General features: G+C 68.9%; 13 protein-coding genes. 10 read left to right on the forward strand and 3 right to left on the reverse strand.

Features of this window, described 5'->3' with window-relative positions; all coding sequences use genetic code 11:
* Positions 1-59 precede the first annotated feature (59 nt).
* A complete protein-coding gene (locus AC3A6B_RS08825) occupies positions 60-2,129 on the forward strand; it encodes a hemagglutinin repeat-containing protein (RefSeq protein WP_487836339.1) in 2,070 nt (689 codons plus the stop codon).
* Positions 2,130-2,348: 219 nt separating this feature from the next.
* Positions 2,349-2,978, forward strand: a complete 630-nt coding sequence (locus AC3A6B_RS08830) for a hypothetical protein (RefSeq protein WP_487836340.1) — start codon at positions 2,349-2,351, stop codon at positions 2,976-2,978.
* Positions 2,979-3,002: 24 nt separating this feature from the next.
* Here AC3A6B_RS08830 and AC3A6B_RS08835 read toward each other — a convergent pair whose 3' ends face one another.
* Positions 3,003-3,377, reverse strand: a complete 375-nt coding sequence (locus tag AC3A6B_RS08835) for a VOC family protein (protein ID WP_487836341.1) — start codon at positions 3,375-3,377, stop codon at positions 3,003-3,005.
* Positions 3,378-3,448: 71 nt separating this feature from the next.
* Between AC3A6B_RS08835 and AC3A6B_RS08840 the strand changes: the two genes are divergently transcribed.
* The gene (locus tag AC3A6B_RS08840; protein ID WP_487836342.1) at positions 3,449-4,081 is read left to right on the forward strand and encodes a LysE family translocator; all 633 of its coding nucleotides are present in this window, start codon (positions 3,449-3,451) and stop codon (positions 4,079-4,081) included.
* 24 nt (positions 4,082-4,105) lie between these two features.
* Here the strand turns inward: AC3A6B_RS08840 and AC3A6B_RS08845 are convergent, their stop codons facing one another.
* Complete coding sequence (locus AC3A6B_RS08845; RefSeq protein ID WP_487836343.1) at positions 4,106-4,381, reverse strand: DUF4242 domain-containing protein; 276 nt, start codon at positions 4,379-4,381, stop codon at positions 4,106-4,108.
* A gap of 180 nt (positions 4,382-4,561) precedes the next feature.
* Here AC3A6B_RS08845 and AC3A6B_RS08850 point away from each other — a divergent pair, with 180 nt between their 5' ends.
* Both AC3A6B_RS08850 and AC3A6B_RS08855 read left to right on the forward strand, forming a co-directional pair.
* The gene (locus tag AC3A6B_RS08850) at positions 4,562-5,638 is read left to right on the forward strand and encodes a CAP domain-containing protein (RefSeq protein ID WP_487836344.1); all 1,077 of its coding nucleotides are present in this window, start codon (positions 4,562-4,564) and stop codon (positions 5,636-5,638) included.
* 67 nt (positions 5,639-5,705) lie between these two features.
* On the forward strand, positions 5,706-6,725 hold the full coding sequence (locus AC3A6B_RS08855; protein WP_487836345.1) for a Bug family tripartite tricarboxylate transporter substrate binding protein: 1,020 nt from the start codon (positions 5,706-5,708) through the stop codon (positions 6,723-6,725).
* A 1-nt stretch (position 6,726) separates the two neighbouring features.
* On the opposite strand, the gene AC3A6B_RS08860 is transcribed toward AC3A6B_RS08855, so the two are convergent.
* Positions 6,727-8,184 (reverse strand): caspase family protein, encoded by a 1,458-nt coding sequence (locus AC3A6B_RS08860; RefSeq protein WP_487836346.1) that lies wholly within the window; start codon positions 8,182-8,184, stop codon positions 6,727-6,729.
* Between the two features lie 193 nt (positions 8,185-8,377).
* Between AC3A6B_RS08860 and tssK the strand changes: the two genes are divergently transcribed.
* Genes tssK through AC3A6B_RS08885 form a run of 5 tightly spaced genes read left to right on the forward strand, consistent with a single transcriptional unit; the run spans position 8,378 to position 17,179 of the window.
* Entirely contained in the window at positions 8,378-9,709 is a 1,332-nt protein-coding gene (gene tssK / locus AC3A6B_RS08865) for a type VI secretion system baseplate subunit TssK (protein ID WP_487836347.1), read from the forward strand.
* Between the two features lie 33 nt (positions 9,710-9,742).
* Positions 9,743-11,068, forward strand: a complete 1,326-nt coding sequence (locus tag AC3A6B_RS08870) for a DotU family type VI secretion system protein (RefSeq protein ID WP_487836348.1) — start codon at positions 9,743-9,745, stop codon at positions 11,066-11,068.
* Positions 11,065-14,664, forward strand: coding sequence for a type VI secretion system membrane subunit TssM (gene tssM / locus AC3A6B_RS08875; RefSeq protein ID WP_487836349.1), 3,600 nt, complete (start codon positions 11,065-11,067; stop codon positions 14,662-14,664). The genes AC3A6B_RS08870 and tssM overlap by 4 nt, the downstream gene beginning before the upstream one ends.
* Positions 14,661-15,308: a type VI secretion system-associated protein TagF gene (gene tagF, locus AC3A6B_RS08880; protein ID WP_487836350.1), complete on the forward strand. Its 648-nt coding sequence runs from the start codon at positions 14,661-14,663 to the stop codon at positions 15,306-15,308. Before tssM ends, tagF begins: the two co-directional genes overlap by 4 nt.
* A complete protein-coding gene (locus tag AC3A6B_RS08885; protein ID WP_487836351.1) occupies positions 15,305-17,179 on the forward strand; it encodes a serine/threonine-protein kinase in 1,875 nt (624 codons plus the stop codon). The genes tagF and AC3A6B_RS08885 overlap by 4 nt, the downstream gene beginning before the upstream one ends.
* Positions 17,180-17,201 lie beyond the last annotated feature (22 nt).

Below are 17,201 nucleotides of genomic sequence, written 5' to 3' on the forward strand. Positions count from 1 at the left end.
AGAATGCGCGCCTCAACAAGAAGCAAGCTTCGAGCACGGTCACCACGCGCACGGTCCCTATGTTCGTACGCACCATCACGCCCAACGCCACACTGCCCACCGCCAGCCTGTTCGCCACCCACCCCGAATCGACCAGCCGCTACCTGATCGAGACCGACCCGCGCTTCGCGAACTACCGCAACTGGCCGTCCAGCGATTACCTGCTCAACAACCTCGGGCTAAACCCCAACACCACCCAGAAACGCCTTGGCGATGGCTTCTACGAGCAACGCCTCATCCGCGAGCAGGTGGCTCAACTCACCGGCTACCGCTACCTGGATGGCTACAGCAGCGACGAGGACCAGTACGTGGCGCTCATGAACGCCGGCGTCACCTTCGCCCAGCAGTACGGCTTGAAGCCCGGCGTGGCCCTCAACGCCGCGCAGATGGCGCAGCTCACCAGCGACATCGTCTGGCTGGTCGAGCAGGAGGTGACGCTCGCCGACGGCGGCACGCAGCGCGTGCTGGTACCCCAGCTCTACGTGCGCGTGAAGGAAGGCGACATCGACGGCTCCGGCGCGCTGCTGTCGGGCAGCAGCGTGAACATGCAGTTCGCGGGCGATCTCACCAATGCGAGCGGCACCATCGCCGGGCGCACCGCGGTGGTCATCTCCGCAGACAACATCCACAACCTGGGCGGACGCATCACCGGCCAGAACGTGGCCGTCATCGCCCAGACCGACCTCAACGTGATCGGCGGCACCATCGATGCCGCCAACAGCCTCACGGCCATCGCCGGGCGCGACATCAACATCGTGACCACCACGCGCGACTCGCGCAGCAGCACCGGCATGCTGCCGTACTCGGATGCCGCGAGCGGCACCGACCTCGCCGCCGTCACGCTCGACCGCGTGGCGGGCCTCTACGTCACCAACCCCGGCGGCAGCCTGATGGCGGTGGCCGGCCGTGACATCACCCTCGCCGGTGCCGAGGTGAAAAGCGCCGGCGACGCCAGCCTCTCGGCCGGGCGCGACATGAACCTCGACAGCGTGACCAGCGGGCGCAGCGAGGACATCCGCTGGAGCGAGAAGAACGCGCGCGAGGGCCTGCAAAGCCAGGAGACCGGCAGCATCGTCAGCGGCGCCGGCAATGTGAGCCTGCAGGCCGGGGGCGACCTCACGGCCAGAGCCGCGACACTGAGTGCCGGCGAGACGCTCAGCCTCGATGCCGGCGACAAGCTGACCCTGTACGCCGGCGAAAACCAGGCCAGCGCCGAGACCCGCCACGCCACCAAGAGCGGCATGAGCCACTACAGCCTGGACGCCGACAGCCAGGAGACCACGCTGGCGCGCACCACCCTCAATGCAACGGACATCCAGCTCAGAAGCGGCGGCGATATGACGCTCGGCGCGATCGAGGCCAACGCCGAGAGCCTGGGCATCCAGGCCGGCGGCAAGCTCAACCTGCTCACGCAGAGCACCACCAGCGCGATGAGCCAGAAGGAGAATGAGGGCGACGCCGCCTTCGTATCGGCCTCGGGCAGCGGTCGCGTGGACGAGACGAGCAACTACAACCGCTTCAATGTGGCGACCTTGAACATCAAGGCCGATGGCGGCATCAAGGCACAGATCGGCGAGCGAGACAGCCTCGCCACCCTGGGCCAGCAGCCCGGCATGGCATGGGTCAATCAACTCACGAGCGACCCTGCGTTTGCCAACAGCGTCGAGTGGCAGCGCGTGAAGGAAGAGCACGAGAAGTGGGCGTACCACCAGAGCGGCATGGGGCCGGTGGCTGCGATCCTCGTGAGCGTGGTGGTGGGCGTAGCGACGGCAGGCGCAGGGACGGCCGTGATGGGCGCAAGCGCAGCAGCCTATCCCGCCACCACAGTGGCCCTGCAAGCAGGCATCACATCCATGGCAAGCCAGGCGACGATCTCGCTGGCCAACAACAACGGCGATCTTGGCGCCGTCTTCAAGGAACTGGGCAGCAGCGAGAGCATCAAGAACATCGCCACCGCCATGGTCACGGCAGGGGCGCTGCAGGGACTCAGCTCATCTGGGCTCCTGCCGAACAACCTCGCCACCGCGACCAACGGAGCGGCGGAGCGACGTCGATGCAGCGTTTGTGTCGCGTTAGCACGAACGATTTAAGACGGTCACTGAGGCTCATCGCATGGCCGCGCATTCAGTCACGAAAGCCTGGAAAGTTTTCGGCCCCAGCCCAAGACCACAGGCGCGCACTCCAGAATGCGCCGCTCCCCCGCCTCCACTCACATGCGATCTCTCTTCACTTCCTTCCTTGCACTCTGCCTGCTGGCAGGCTGCGCCCGATCCCCCGTCGCGCCCGTTGAGCCCGTCCAGCCGCCCACCATGACGCGCATCCTGGTGATCCCAGTGACGCCCATCGCCAAGCTGCACACTGAGAACAAGGGCATCCCGATCGGCGTGCTGTGGCAGTCGATCGCCGACCGCATCAAGAGCTCGGATTTCAACGATCGTATGGAGGCAATGCGTAAGGACATGGGGCCGAGGATGACGGCTGCGCTGGTCAGGCAACTGCGTACGCAGGGCTACGAAGCAGAAGTGATCGAGGGTATTCGCCGGCCGGCATCCTCACCTGACAACATCGACTACACGGGCCTGCCGGTCACCGACCCGGTGCTGCACATTTACTTCAACGAAGTCGGCATGTATTCCTCGCGCTTCTCGATGGACTATGTGCCGCGCGTCAACCTGAGCGCCTATCTGATTCGTCCGCAGGATGCAGACACGCTCTATGGGGAGACCATCTATTACGGCGCCGATTCGAGAGGCAGCGCATCCTGGAGCGTTCCCGCGGACACTCGCCACCGCTGGGCGAGCTTCGACGAACTGGTCGGCAAGCCGCAAGAAGTTGCGCAGAGCTATGAAGACGCGGTCGACGCACTGGCCGCAACGATCGCGAAGAACATTCGCGAGCAGTTCGAGCCGGCGCCTGCGCGGGTTTCTTCCGCGCCATGAACGGCGGGCGAGTGATCGGCGAACTCAAACGCCCTGTATCACCGCCATGATGTTCCCCTCCGTATCCGTGAACCACGCGGCCTTGGCCCCGCCCTGGTTCACGATGCCGTTCTCGTCCTTCCCCGGCATGTCGTAGTCCTCGAACACGACGCCGCGCGCCTTCAGGTCGGCCACCTCGCTCTCGATGTCCTCGACATGCCAGAAGGCCTGGCTGGCCTTCGAGGTGCCGGCGTTGGGCGTGGGGTACAGGAAGCAGCTGGTGCCTCCTGCGCAGTCGTAGATGACGCCGCCGTCCACTTCCGCCGTGGGCTTGAAACCGAGCTTCCGCTCGTAGAACTGCCTCGCACGGGCGACGTCTTGCGCCGGGATGTACGCGTACATCGGTGACTTCTGAAGCATGGCTTTCTCCTGTGATCCGCGGGCCTGAAGACAAGCACCTACCATCGCGCTTTTGGAGCAAAAGCACAACCATGGACATCACCTTTCCGCTGCTCGGCATCGCCGGCGCCATGATCGTCGGCGCGATGAGTCCCGGCCCGAGCTTCGTCATGGTCGCGCGCACGGCGGTCGCGTCGCGCAGCGACGGGCTGGCCGCGGCGCTGGGCATGGGGCTCGGCGGTATTGCGTTCGCGGTTGCCGCGCTGGTCGGGTTGCAGGCGGCCTTTCTGGCGGTGCCGGCGCTCTATCTCGCGATCAAGCTGCTCGGCGGGCTCTACCTGGTGTATCTCGGCACCCGCATCTGGCGCGGCGCGAAGCAGCCGCTGGACGTGGCTGGAGCGCAGGCGCCGGGCGGCAGGCAGCGCGGCCGGCGTGCGTTGCTGCTGGGCCTGGCCACGCAGATCAGCAACCCGAAGACGGCCGTCGTCTACGCCAGCATCTTCGCGGCCTTCCTGCCGCGCGAGGTGCCGCTGTCGCTGGCGCTCGCGCTGCCCGTCGTCATCTTCTGCATCGAGACCGGCTGGTACGCCACCGTGGCCTTGGCGCTGTCGTCGGCCGCGCCGCGCTCGGCGTACCTGCGCTACAAGCGCTGGATCGACCGCGCGGCGGGCGGCATCATGGTGCTGCTTGGCGCCAAGCTGCTTTCTGCTGCGCGCGACGCTTGAAGTTGAAGCAAGAGCCGCGGCGCCTCAGGCTCGATAGAAGTACGGATCGAGCACGGTCACTTCCGTGATGATGTCCACCGGCAGGCTGTTGTCGCCGGCCGCCTCGCGGATCGCCTCCGGGTTCGGGCCGTCGTAGACGCAGAAGGACTTGCGATGGTCCTTGCTCACATAGGAGTGGACCCAGGTCACGCCTTTCTTGGCGTTGTTGGTGATCACCATGCCGCAGGCGCGCGCGCCGACATCGGTCACCGGGATCTCCAGGCCTTCGGGAAAGGTGCGTTCGACTACATAGCGAGGCATGTCGACTCCTTGGTTGAGTGGCCACGGCAGGAATGCGCCGTCGGTTTCAGCTTAGCCGGCGATGCCGTCAGCGTCTGTCCGGGACTTGCCTAGATCGGGGATCTCCCGGGTTCAGCTGCCTACGTGAACGATGGCCCCGCTCTGACAGGAGCGATCGCCATTTCGTGACGTCATGGCGCCATGACGCATTCGCCTTCTTCTTCCCCATCTGCCTACCGCCGCCACCTGCTCGCGGCCCTCTTCTGCGCCTTGATCGCGGCCTGCGGAGGGGGAGGCGGCGGGGGCGGCGGCGTGGCGGCGCTGCCGCCGGGGACGACGGTGTCGACCCCGCCGAGCGCGCCTGCCGACGGCGGGCAGCCTTCCACGCTGGTGAGTTCCGTCCCGCCGGACAGCTACGCCGCATCGTCGGAGGCGCACCAGGCCTTCGTGCTGCTGAACGCGGAACGCGGGCGTTGCGGATTCGGTCTTCTGGCGCAGAACGCGCAGCTCGACCGCGCCGCCACGGCGCATGCGGATTGGCAGATCCTGAACAACCAGCTGAGTCACAGCGAAACGCCGGGCACCACCGGCTTCACCGGCGCCACCCCGGCAGAGCGCGTCACCGCAGCGGGCTACCCCTTGGGCGGCGTGGGCGACGAGATCTCCGGCCTCTTCTACTCCGGTTCGACCGCGGGCACCGGCGTGTTCGCCGTGCGCGCGCTGCTTGCGTTGCCCTACCACGCGACGGGCATGCTGGCAGGCTATCGCGATGTGGGGATCGGGATTCGCGGCAGCGACGAGCTCGGCACCAGCGGCACCTTCGGCCCGCGCACCGTGCAGCAGTTCAACCTCGGCTTCACGCGCGACGCCGGCCGCCAGGAGCCGGCCAGCGACCAGGTGCTCACCTATCCGTGCGAAGGAACGAGCGGCATCTTCTTCGAGGTCACCAACGAAACCCCCAATCCCGTGCCGGGCCGCGACCTGCGGGCCAGCCCGATCGGCCCCGGCCTGCTGGTGGCCGTGCGAAGCGGGCAGACGCTCGCGATCTCCTTGGCCACGATCCAGACGGTGTCGGGGAACGTCCCCGTGGTTCTACGGCCGACGATGACCCGGGACAACGATCCCAATGCCGTGCTGGCTGCCAACCAGGCGCTGATCATTCCCGATGCTTCTCTCCTGCCGAACACGGACTACGCGGTGAGGGTCGCCGGCACCAACGACGGCGTGTCCTTCGTCAAGAGCTTCAATTTCTCGACCGGCGCCGGCGCGGCCCGATGAGGCTTGTGGGGCACCCGGCACGCTCCTAAGATGTGCCGCTCACACCTGCCAACGTCTGGAGAAGACCATGATGCCCATCGAGTCGAACGCCTCTCTTTCGCGGCGCACCGCGCTGCAACTCGCATTGGGAGGCCTCGGCGCGAGCATGCTGCCCGGATTCGCCGCCGCCCAGGGCGCGTGGCCCACCAAATCGATCACGCTGGTGGTGGGTTATCCACCCGGAGGACAGACGGACTTCGCGGGCCGCATCCTCACCGCCGGCATGCAGGCCAGCCTGGGCCAGAGCGTGGTGATCGACAACAAGCCCGGCGTCAACGGCAACATCGCCACCGACTTCGTCTCGAAGCAGCCGCCCGACGGCTACAGGCTCCTGGTGGGCAACGGCAGCAACATGGTGCTCAACCCGCACACCTACCGCAACACGCCGGTGGCGGATCCGCTCAAGCTCACGCCCATCGGCCTCTTGCTGACCTCGTCGCTGATGCTGGTCGTGCCGGCCAGCCTGCCGGTCAAGAACCTCGAGGAATTCATCGCCTGGGTCAAGGCCCAGGACAAGGAGGGCAAGACGGTGGACTACGGCTCGGGCGGCCCGGGCAGCCTGGTGCAGACGGCGATGGAGCTGTTCCGCGAGCGCATCGGCAAGCCCAAGATGAGCCACGTGCCGTACAAGGGCAGCAGCCCGGCGATGACCGACCTGATCGCCGGGCGCATCCCTGCCATGTTCGACGCCTCGTCCGTGGTCGCGCCCTTCCTCAAGTCCGGGCAGCTCAAGGCGCTGGTTTCCACCGGCGCCAAGCGCGTGCCGGCCTTCCCCGACGTGCCCACCGCAACCGAGAAGGGCATCAAGGACTTCCAGGTCATCTCCTTCATCGGCCTGTATGGGCCGGGCGGCCTGAATGCCGACATCGTGAAGAAGGTCAACGCGGCGATGAACAGCGCCCTCAAGGACCCGAACGTGCAGAAGACCATCGCCGACCGCGGCGACGAAGCCGGCGGCGGCACGCCCGAGCAACTGGGGCAGCTCACGCGCGACTACTACAAGCTGCTGGGCGAGGTGGTCAAGGCGAACGACATTCGCGCCGAATAGCTCACTGGATCCTCACGATCTCCGCCTGCGGCTGTGCCTCGGGCGCCGTGGCGCTGGCGCGCATGAGCTTCTCGCCGTCGCGGAAGAAATACCAGCAGCCGTCGTCGGGCCTGCGCGCGTCGGTCAGCCGGCCCGGCGGCACGGGGTTGAACCGGGCGCAGAGGCTGCCGTCGCTCTTCAGTTCCCAGCGGCCCGAGCCGTTGCTGCTCGCGTTGCCGATGCTCAGGCTGTTGTAGTAGATGAGGCCGCTGCTTCGCATGTCCCAGCGCATCAGGTAGCCGGCACCGATGTCCTTGAGCGTGTGCGTCTTGCCGACGAGGAGTTGCTCCATCTCGGCGCGGTCCAGGAACTTGCGCGTGGGCGAAAGCGGTGCCGGCGTGCTGCTCGCGGGAGGCGACAGCGCTGCGACTTGCGGGGCAGGGGCAGGTGGCGGGGACGGCCGTGCGACCTGTGGCGCGACGGGCTGCGCCGGCGCAGGCGGCTGGGCCTGTGGCGACGCTGTCGCGCGCGCATCGAGCTCGCGCTGCGCACGCTCGAGCTGCTTCTCGAGTTCGTTCGGCTCGAAGCGCCGGCCCGCAGGCTCGCGCGCCGGCGGCTTTTGCGCTGCTTCGCGCGCCGGCTGCTCGCGGATTGCCGGCTGCGCATCCCGTGCCGGATTGAAGCTGAAGTTCGAGGTCAGCGAGGTGTTGACCCACGGCAGCTGGCGCTCGCGCGTGTCGCGCAGCACCTTGACGCGCACGTTCTTGAACATCTGCTCGACCTCCAGGCCCGGCACCATCATCTCCGTGGCCAGGTGCTTGGTGTAGACGCTGTTGCGGCCGCTCGGGCCGTCCTCGGCCGGCGCGCCGGGCGCGGATGCAAAGGCGATCAAGGTGCCGCGCGCGCCCATCTCCGCCAGCCCGCCGGCCGAGCGGATGTTGCGCGTCTTGCCGGCGAACGGGTTGTCCCGGCAGGCGTCGAGGATCACGATGCGCGGGTGCGAGCGTGCCTTCTCGATGCGGCTCAAGAACAGCTCCTCGATGTCGACCGACTCGTCCTTCACTTCTTCCTGGTCGCGCAGGTTGATGTCGACCGGCAGCAGGTAGTTGCGGCCGTCGATCTGCACCCCGTGGCCGGCGTAGTACAGCACCGCGATCGCATCGTCCTCCTGCACGCGGCGCGCGAACTCGCGCAGCGCGCGCCTGAACTGCAGCACGTTGACATTGAGCTGCTCGTTGACGTCGAAGCCCAGCTTGCGCAGGTTGGCAGCGATCAGCCGCGCGTCGTTCTCCGGATTGTCCAGCGGCACCTTCGGATAGCGGGCGTTGCCGATCACGAGCGCGATGCGCTTGTCGGCCGGCTGGGCCTGCGCGGCGTCCAGCCCGAATGCGAGCACGAGACCCAGCGCCAGCATCCCCAGCAGCCCGCGCACGACCGCGCCCATGGAGCCTGGATCGTCGGCGGCGTGCGGGACGGACATGCCGTCGAATATCCGCCCGCGCCGACGTAATGGCAATTCGCATTTCTGCAGGGGCGCGTGCTGCATTGCGCCTAGCCCCTTAGCACTATCCCGCGTGCTCCGCCTAGGCCATTAGCCAGATTTGCCTGGGCTCCCTCGCGCCGGAAACTAGATGTTTCCATTCAGGCGGAGCCCCGCCGTCGACGGAGCGCGGATGAGTTGGCGAACTAAAGTGGTTTGGAGCGAGGGGATGCTGCTGCAGCCTCAGCACCTGCAGCAAAGCGAGCGCCATGCCGATCATGCGCGGCATCTTCTGTTGCGAAGCACCACGCCCTATGCCTGGGGTTTTGCCGAGCTCGAGATCGATCAGGCCGCGCTTTCGCTGGGCAAGCTCGCCCTGGTGCGCGCGGTCGGCGTGTTCGGCGACGGCACCGTGTTCGACATGCCGGCGGTCGACCCGCTGCCCGAGCCCATCGACATCCCGGGCACGATGCGCGACGAGGCCGTCGTGCTGGCCCTGCCGCTGCGCCGCGCGGGCGCGCGCGAGGCCGATGCCGAGACCTACGACGACCTGGTGCGCCATCGCGTGCTGGAGTCCGAGGTGCCCGATTCCAACACTGCCGGCGAGCGCACGGCGATGCTGCAGCTGGGCCAGTTGCACACGCGCCTGATGCGCGCCGGCGACGCGACCGATGCGTGGACCACGCTCAACGTCGCGCGCGTGCTCGAACGGCGCGTCGACAACCAGATCCAGCTCGACCGCGTGCTGCTGCCGCCGCTGCTCGACGTGGCGGGCCATGCCGTCATCCGCGCCTGGCTCGACGAGCTGCTGGGCCTCTTGCGCCAGCGCGGCGAGGCACTGGCCGGGCGCATGAGCCAGGGCGGCACCGGCGGCGTGGCCGAGATCGCGGACTTCATGTTGCTGCAGACGGTCAACCGCAACGAGGCCGTGTTCGCTCACCTGGTAAGGAGCGCGATGCTGCATCCGCAGCATTTCTACGAACACGCGCTCGCGCTGGCCGGCGACCTGGCGAGCTTTCGCGATTCGCGCCGCGTCGCACGCTTCGGGCCTTACGTGCATGACGACCTGGCGATGAGCTTCAAGCCGGTGATGGACGACCTGCGGCGCAGCCTCTCGATGGTGCTGGAGCAGTCGGCCATCCGCATCGAACTACACGACCGCAAGCACGGCGTGCGCGTGGCCGTGATTCCCGACATCGAGCTACAGCGCAACGCCACCTTCGTGCTGGCGGTCAACGCCCAGATGCCGAGCGAGGCGCTGCGCGCGCGCTTCCCCACGCAGGTGAAGATCGCGCCGGTTGAGCGCATCCGCGACCTGGTCAACCTCGCGCTGCCGGGCGTCACGCTGATGCCGCTGCCGGTGGCGCCGCGGCAGATTCCCTTTCATTCGGGGGCCAACTACTTCGAGCTCGACACGCGCAACAGCGATCTCTGGCGCCAGCTCGAGCAGTCGGGCGGCGTCGCGATGCATATCGCGGGTGACTTCCCTGGCCTCGACCTCGCGTTCTGGGCCATCCGCTCGTAGCCGCTTCATCCGTGCAATAGCCGGAGCACCACCATGACCACCCCGGACCCCTTCGCCGCCTTCGAGTCGGAGCGCACGGTCATCAAGCCCAAGCCGCGCGGCCCTGGGAGCAGCACGCCGGCCGTGCCGCCCACCTCGATCGGCGGTGCCGATCCGCTGCCCGCCGAGATCGGCGAGCTGGGCCTGCTCAATCCGCTGGTGTCGGCCGCGGCCAAGCTCCTGGTCTTGATAGGCAAGCTGCGCAACATCGTGCAGCCGCCCAATGTGCCGGCGCTACGGGCGTCGACGGCCGATGCGGTGAACCAGTTCGACGCCGCTGCACGCCGCGCCGGCATCTCCAACGAAACGGTGCTGGCCGCGCGCTACATCCTCTGCACTTCGCTCGACGAGGCGGTGGCCAACACGCCCTGGGGCGTGCAGGGCGGCTGGAACAAGCAGAGCCTGCTGGTGCAGTTCCACAACGAGACCTGGGGCGGCGAGAAGATCTTCCAGCTGCTGGCCAAGCTCGCGCAGGACGTGCCCACGCACCGCCAGCTGCTGGAGCTGATCTACAGCGTGCTCGCGCTCGGCTTCGAAGGCCGCTACCGCGTGATAGAGAACGGCAAAGCGCAGCTCGACACGGTGCGCCAGCGCCTGGCCGACCTCATCGCCAAGGACCGCCCGCCGGTCGAGCCCGAGCTCTCGCCGCATTGGCGCGGGCAGGGCACGGGCTCGGCGCGCCTGCGCGAGTCGTTGCCGATGTGGGTGTTCGCGGCCGGCTTCGCGTTGTTGCTCGCGCTCGCGTGGTTCGGCCTGCGGCTCACGCTCAACCACCGCTCCGACACCACCTACGCGGCCGTGTCCAGCCTGCGCGTGCCCCACCTGCAGATCGCGCCGCCCGCCATCCTGGCGAAGTCGCCGCGGCTCGCGAAGTTCCTCGAGCCCGAGATCAAGCAGGGCCTGGTCACCGTCACCGACGAGGCCGACCGCAGCACCGTGCGGCTGCGCGGCGACAGCTTCTTCGGCTCCGGCAGCGCGGACCCGATGGCGCAATCGCTGCCCGTGTTGAAGCGCGTCGGCGAGGCGTTGGCCGAGGTCAAGGGCGAGGTGCTGATCACCGGCCATTCCGACAACCAGCCGATCCGCTCGATGCGCTATCCGTCCAACTGGCATCTCTCGGCCGCGCGCGCCGATGCGGTGAAGGGCGCGCTCTCCAACTACGTCGAACCGGCGCGCATGCGTTCCGACGGCAAGGCCGATGCCGAGCCGGTCGCGGCCAACGACACGCCGGCCAACCGCGCGCGCAACCGCCGCGTCGACATCGTGCTGCTCAGTCCGCCGGACCAGGTGGCCGCCGAGCTCGCGGGAGCGAAGCGATGAAAAAGCTCTTCGGATGGCTCTTCCATCCCCTGCTGTTGACCGCGCTGGCGCTGGTCGTCGTCGCGCTCTTGATCTGGTGGATCGGCCCGCTGATCAAGATCGGCGCCTTGGCCCCGCTCGAGAGCGAGCTCGCGCGTGCCGTGCTGATCGGCGCCATCGTGCTGCTGGTGGTGCTGCGCGCCGTGTACCGCCGCTGGCGCACGCGCAAGGCCAGCCGGCATCTCACCGACGGCCTCATGAAGGCGCCGGCCGCGCAGCCCGCGGCGGCCGCCGACGACGGCGAGCAGAAGGTGCTCAACACGCGCTTCACCGAGGCCGTGGCCACCTTGAAGCAGATGCGCCTGCACGCGGCCGGCAAGAAGCCGGGGTGGCGCGACTGGCTCTCGCTCTCGGGCGGCAGCTACCTCTACGACCTGCCGTGGTACGTGTTCATCGGCGCGCCGGGCGCGGGCAAGACCACGGCGCTGATCAACTCCGGCCTCTCGTTCCCTCTCGCCGACAAGTTCGGCCCCGGCGCGATCCGCGGCGTCGGCGGCACGCGCAACTGCGACTGGTGGTTCACCGACGACGCGGTGCTGATCGACACCGCCGGCCGCTACACCACGCAGGACAGCCACCAGACCGAAGACAAGAGCGCATGGGAAGGCTTCCTCGGCCTGTTGAAGAAGGTGCGGCCGCGGCGCCCGCTCAACGGCGTGTTCCTCACCGTCAGCGTGGCCGACCTGCTGAGCCAGGGCGCCGAGGCGCGCAGCACGCTCGCGGCCTCGATCCGCGCGCGCTTGCTGGAGCTCGACGCCAAGCTCACGACCCGGCTGCCGGTCTACGTGCTGGTGACCAAGAGCGACCTGCTCTACGGCTTCAGCGAATACTTCGCCGACCTCGGCAAGGAGCAGCGCGCCCAGGTCTTCGGCTTCACGCTGCCGGCCGAGGAGGGCGCGCAGGTCGACGAGAAGGGGCTCGCCACCGCCTTCCAGCGCGAGTTCGGCCTGCTGCACGATCGCGTCAACGACGCCCTGATCCAGCGTATGCAGCGCGAAACCGACGGCACGCGCCGCGCCGCGATCTTCGGCTTTCCGGCGCAGTTCGGCTCCATCGGGCCGCTCCTGTCCGACCTGCTCGACCAGGTCTTCACCGGCTCGCGCTTCGCGCAGCCGCCATGGGTGCGCGGCGTCTACTTCACCAGCGGCACGCAGGAAGGCAGCCCGATCGACCGCGTGATGGGCAGCCTCGCGCGCAGCTTCGGGCTCGAGCGCGCCATGCTCCCGCCGCAGAAGAGCAGCGGGCGCAGCTACTTCCTCACCTCGCTGCTGCGCGACGTGGTGTTCCCCGAGCAGCGCCTCGCGGGCGCCGACGTCAAGCTCGAACGCCGCCGCAACACGCTGCGCCTAGCCGGCGTGGGCGCGATGACGCTGGTCACCGTCGCCTTGCTCGCCGCCTGGGGCTACAGCACCTGGCAGAACATGAACTACCTGAAGGCGGTCGAGGCGAGGGTCGAGCCGGCGAAGCAGACGCTGGCGGCGCTGCCCGCGCGCGTGTCGAACCTGGTCGAGGTGGCGCCGGTGCTGCAGGCCCTGCGCAACATCTGGAAGACGCCCGAGAACCGCGAAGGCGAGGAGCCGCTGTCGATGACGCTCGGCCTCTACCAGGGCGACAAGCTCGATGCCGCCGCGATGCTGGCGCACCAGCGCGCGCTCAACGAGGCCTTCCTGCCGCAGCTCGCCAAGCGCATCGAGGACCAGCTGCGCACCGCGCAGAAGGACAACCTCGAATTCAGCTACGAGGCGCTCAAGACCTACCTGATGCTGCACCAGCCCGAGCGCTTCGACGCCGATGCGCTCAAGGCCTGGATCACGCTCGACTGGGCGCGCAGCCTCGATCGCGGCATTCCCGAAGAACAGCGCAAGCTGCTGGAGGACCAGCTCGACGTGCTGATCGCCCAGGGCCCGCCGCGCTCGCCGCTCAAGATGGACGAGAACCTGGTGCGCAACGTGCGCGCCGTGCTCGCTAGCTATCCGCTGGAGCAGCGCGTGTTCAGCCGCCTGAAGCGCCAACGCCTGGGCAAGGACATCCCGCCGTTCAGCGTGGCGACGGCCGCCGGCCCCGCGGGCCCGCTGGTGTTCGAGCGCATCAGCGGCAAGCCCCTGGCCGACGGCGTGCCGGGCATGTTCACCTACGACGGCTACCACAAGCGCTTCCAGAACGAGGTCACGGTGCTCACCGGCCTGCTCGCCAACGAGGACCCGTGGGTGCTGGGCCAGGAGCGCGGCACGGCCGACCGCCTGCGCGACGCCGCCGCGCTCGGCGCGCTGACCGACCGCGTGCGCCGGCTCTACCTCGAGGAATACGTCAAGGTCTGGGAGGCGCTGCTGTCCGACGTGCGCCTGGTGCGCGCCACCGGCCTGGAGAAGAACATCGAGACCGCGCGCATCCTGTCGGGCACGGGTTCGCCGCTTTCCAACTTCCTGCGCGCGGTGGTCAAGGAGACCACGCTGACGCCGGCCGAGGCCGGCAAGGATGCGGTGAGCAAGGCCGCCGACACCGTGCGCAACACGCGCCGCAACCTCGAGAACCTGTTCGGCAACGAGCCCGACAAGCAATTGCCCGTCGGCAAGCGCATCGAGAGCATCGTCGATGACCGCTTCGAGCCGCTGCGCCGCCTTGTCACTTCGCCCACGCCCAACGGGCCGGCGCCGATCGACGACGCGCTCAAGCTCTTCAACGAGGTCTACGTCTACCTCACCGCGGTCGACACGGCGGTCAAGAGCCGCAGCTCGCCGCCGCCCGGCGACGTGGCCGGCAAGCTCAAGTCCGATGCCGGGCGCCTGCCGGAACCGGTGCGCACGATGGTCGAGAACCTGAGCCAGGCCGGTGCCACGCAGGCGCGCGTCGCCGAGCGCGGCAGCCTGAGCCAGGACCTGCGTCCGGTGACCGAGTTCTGCACCCGCGCGATCGCCGGGCGCTATCCCTTCGTCCAGAGCAGCAAGCGCGACGTGCTGCCCGAGGACTTCGGCCAGATGTTCGGCCCCGGCGGCCTGATGGACGAGTTCTTCCAGAAGCGGCTGGCCACGCTGGTCGACACCAGCACGCGGCCCTGGCGCTACAAGCCGGTGGCGGAGCAGGGCGCGATCACGGCGCAGGCGATCGCGCAGTTCGAGCGCGCGGCGCGCATCAAGGACATCTTCTTCCGCGCCGGCGGCCGCGGGCCCTCGATGCGGCTGGACTTCAAGCCGGTCGAGATGGATGCCGGCATCACGCAGTTCATCCTCGACGTCGACGGCCAGCTCGTGAAGTACGCGCACGGCCCGGTGGTGCCGATGGCGGTGCAGTGGCCCGGCCCCAAGGGCAGCAACCAGGTGCGCGTGCAGGTCAGCCCGCCCTCGACCAGCGGCAGCTCGGGCATGGCGGTCGACGGGCCCTGGGCCCTGTTCCGCGTGCTCGACGACGGCCAGCTCGAAGCCGGCGACGCGCCCGAGAAGTTCTTCATCACCTTCCAGATCGGCGCGCGCAAGACCCGCTTCGAGGTCACGACCAATAGCGTGCAGCATCCGATCCGCTTGCGCGAGCTGCGCGAGTTCGCATGTCCGGAGGGGCTGTGACGTCGCAACAGAATGCCGCTTCGAACATGGCGCCGGGCTGGTTCGGCAAGCTGCCCGGCATGGGCGACTTTGCGAACCGCCGGCTGCCCGAGCCCTTTCGCAGCGCCTGGGACCGCTGGCTGCAGCAAGGGCTGGCGCGGTTGCGCGCGCGTCGCGACGACTGGACCGATCGCTATCTCCAGGCGCCGCTGTGGTGCTTCGTGCTGGGCGAAGGCGTGATCGGCGCCGGCGGCTGGCTCGGCGTGATGATGCCCTCGGTCGACGGCGTGGGGCGCTACTTCCCCTTCACGATCGCAGCCGAGCTGGTGTCCTCGCGCCCCGAGCTCCATGGCGCGGTGCTGGCGCGCACGCAGCACTGGTGGACGCTGGCCGCGCAGGCCGCACTCGAAGGGCTGGAGCGCGATCTCGATGCGCAGCGCTTCGATGCGCGTCTGCAGGAATTGTTTGCGGGCTTTGCGGCCGAAGCGGGCGAGGGCGATGGGCCGCCGCTGGCGCTGCCCGTGACGCGCCACTCGCTGTGGTTCACCGACCCGGTGGCCGAAAGAGGCCCCGGCATGACCAGCAAGGGCCTGCCGCAGGACGACCAGTTCGATGCGCTGTTCGGCTTCGGGCCCGATGCGGCGGCGCAGGAGGATACAGCGTGAGTCCCGACGACGACCGGCCGCCAGGCACGCCGCCGCAAGAGGGCGACGACCGCACGCAGGTCGTCACCGGCCGGCCTGCTGCGCCCACGCCGGACGAAGGCGCGACCCTCATCTCCGGCGGCACCGCGCCGCCTTCGAGCGAGATGCCGACCGTGGCCGGCATCACGCGCGCCGAGAAGGCGCCGAGCAATGCCGAAGCCGGACTGCTGCCGGTGGGCAGCCGGCTCGCCGAGTTCGAGGTCACGCGCATCGTCGGGCAGGGCGGCTTCGGCGTGGTCTACGAAGCCTGGGACCCGACGCTCGAACGCGTGGTCGCGATCAAGGAATACCTGCCGACCTCGCTCTCGACGCGCCAGCTGGACGGCACGGTGGTGCCGCTTTCGGAGCGGCACCGCGAGACCTTCGAGCTCGGCATGCGCAGCTTCATCAACGAGGCACGCTTGCTGGCCCAGTTCGACCATCCCTCGCTGCTCAAGGTCTACCGTTTCTGGCAGGAGCGCGGCACCACCTACATGGTGATGCCCTTCTACCGCGGCGACACGCTGCGCCAGGCGCTGGCCACCATGCCCGGCGGTGTCGACGAAGCCTGGCTGATGCGCATCATGGACGGCGTGACGCAGGCGCTCGCGGTGATGCACCACGCCCACTGCTACCACCGCGACATCGCGCCCGACAACATCATCCTGCTCGAAGGCTCGGGCCGGCCGGTGGTGCTGGACTTCGGCGCCGCGCGGCGCGTGATCACCGACAAGACGCAGGCCATCACCGTCATCCTCAAGCCCGGCTACGCGCCGATCGAGCAGTACGCCGAGATGCCCGACATGTCGCAGGGCGCGTGGACCGATGTCTATGCGCTCGCGGCCGTGATGCACGTGGCCGTCAGCGGCCGCGCGCCGCCGCCCTCGGTCGCGCGCCTCCTGGCCGACAGCTATGTGCCGCTGGCGGGCAACGAGGCGCTGCTGCAGCGCTACAGCCCCGGGCTGCTCGCGGCCATCGATGCCGGCCTGGGCGTGCGGCCCGAATCGCGGCCGCAGTCGATGGAGGCGTTGCGCGCAGCGCTGGGCCTGGATGGCGACCGGACGGTGATCCGTCCGCCCGCGCCTTCGTCCGCTGCGGCGGGTGGGCGTGCTGCCGGCGCAAGTCCTGCCGCGCCCGCACCCGCGCCGGCTCCCAAGGGCAAGGGCGCGGCCATCGCCGCCGCGGCTTCGGCGGCGGTCCTTGCCGCCGCGGGCGGATGGTGGTGGTTCCAGGGCAAGTCCGGCGCCGACACGACGCCGGTGAGTGCCGCTCCCCCGCCACCCGCCGAAGTGGCCCAGGCACCGGCGCCTCCGCCACCACCGCCCCCGCCGCCGGCCAAGCCGCGCACGCCGGCCGAGTCGCTGCAGTCGCTGGCCGAGGGCGCCGCGCCCGGGTTCGAAGTGACGGCCAGCCCGCGCAAGGCCGAGGTCGCGATCGGCAAGGACCGGCTCGGCTTCGAGGTGCGCAGCAAGCGCGAAGGCTTCGTCTACGTCTACCTGCTGTCCAGCGGCGGCGAGATGTTCCTGCTGTTCCCGAACCTGCTCGACAAGCACAACAAGATCGCTGCCGGCGCATCGCTCTCGCTGCCGCGCGCCTCGTGGCCGATGGACGCCGGCGGGCCGGCCGGCATCAACCAGTTCGCGGTGCTGGTCAGCGAGCACGAGCGCGACTTCAGCGCCTCGGGCATCCAGAACGACGGCGTGTTCCCGCAGTTCCCTCTGCCCGTGCTGGCCGCGCTCGAGGCCGCGCGCGGCAGCGGGCCGCCGCCGCTGGCGGGCAAGCCGGCGTGCGCGCCCAACACACCGTGCAACGACGTCTATGGCACGGCGTTTTTCAGAATCACCGAGAAGTAATCGTCTGTGGGGCAGCGGCCTG

It is taken from the genome of Variovorax sp. Soil_C_33, from assembly GCF_057656935.1.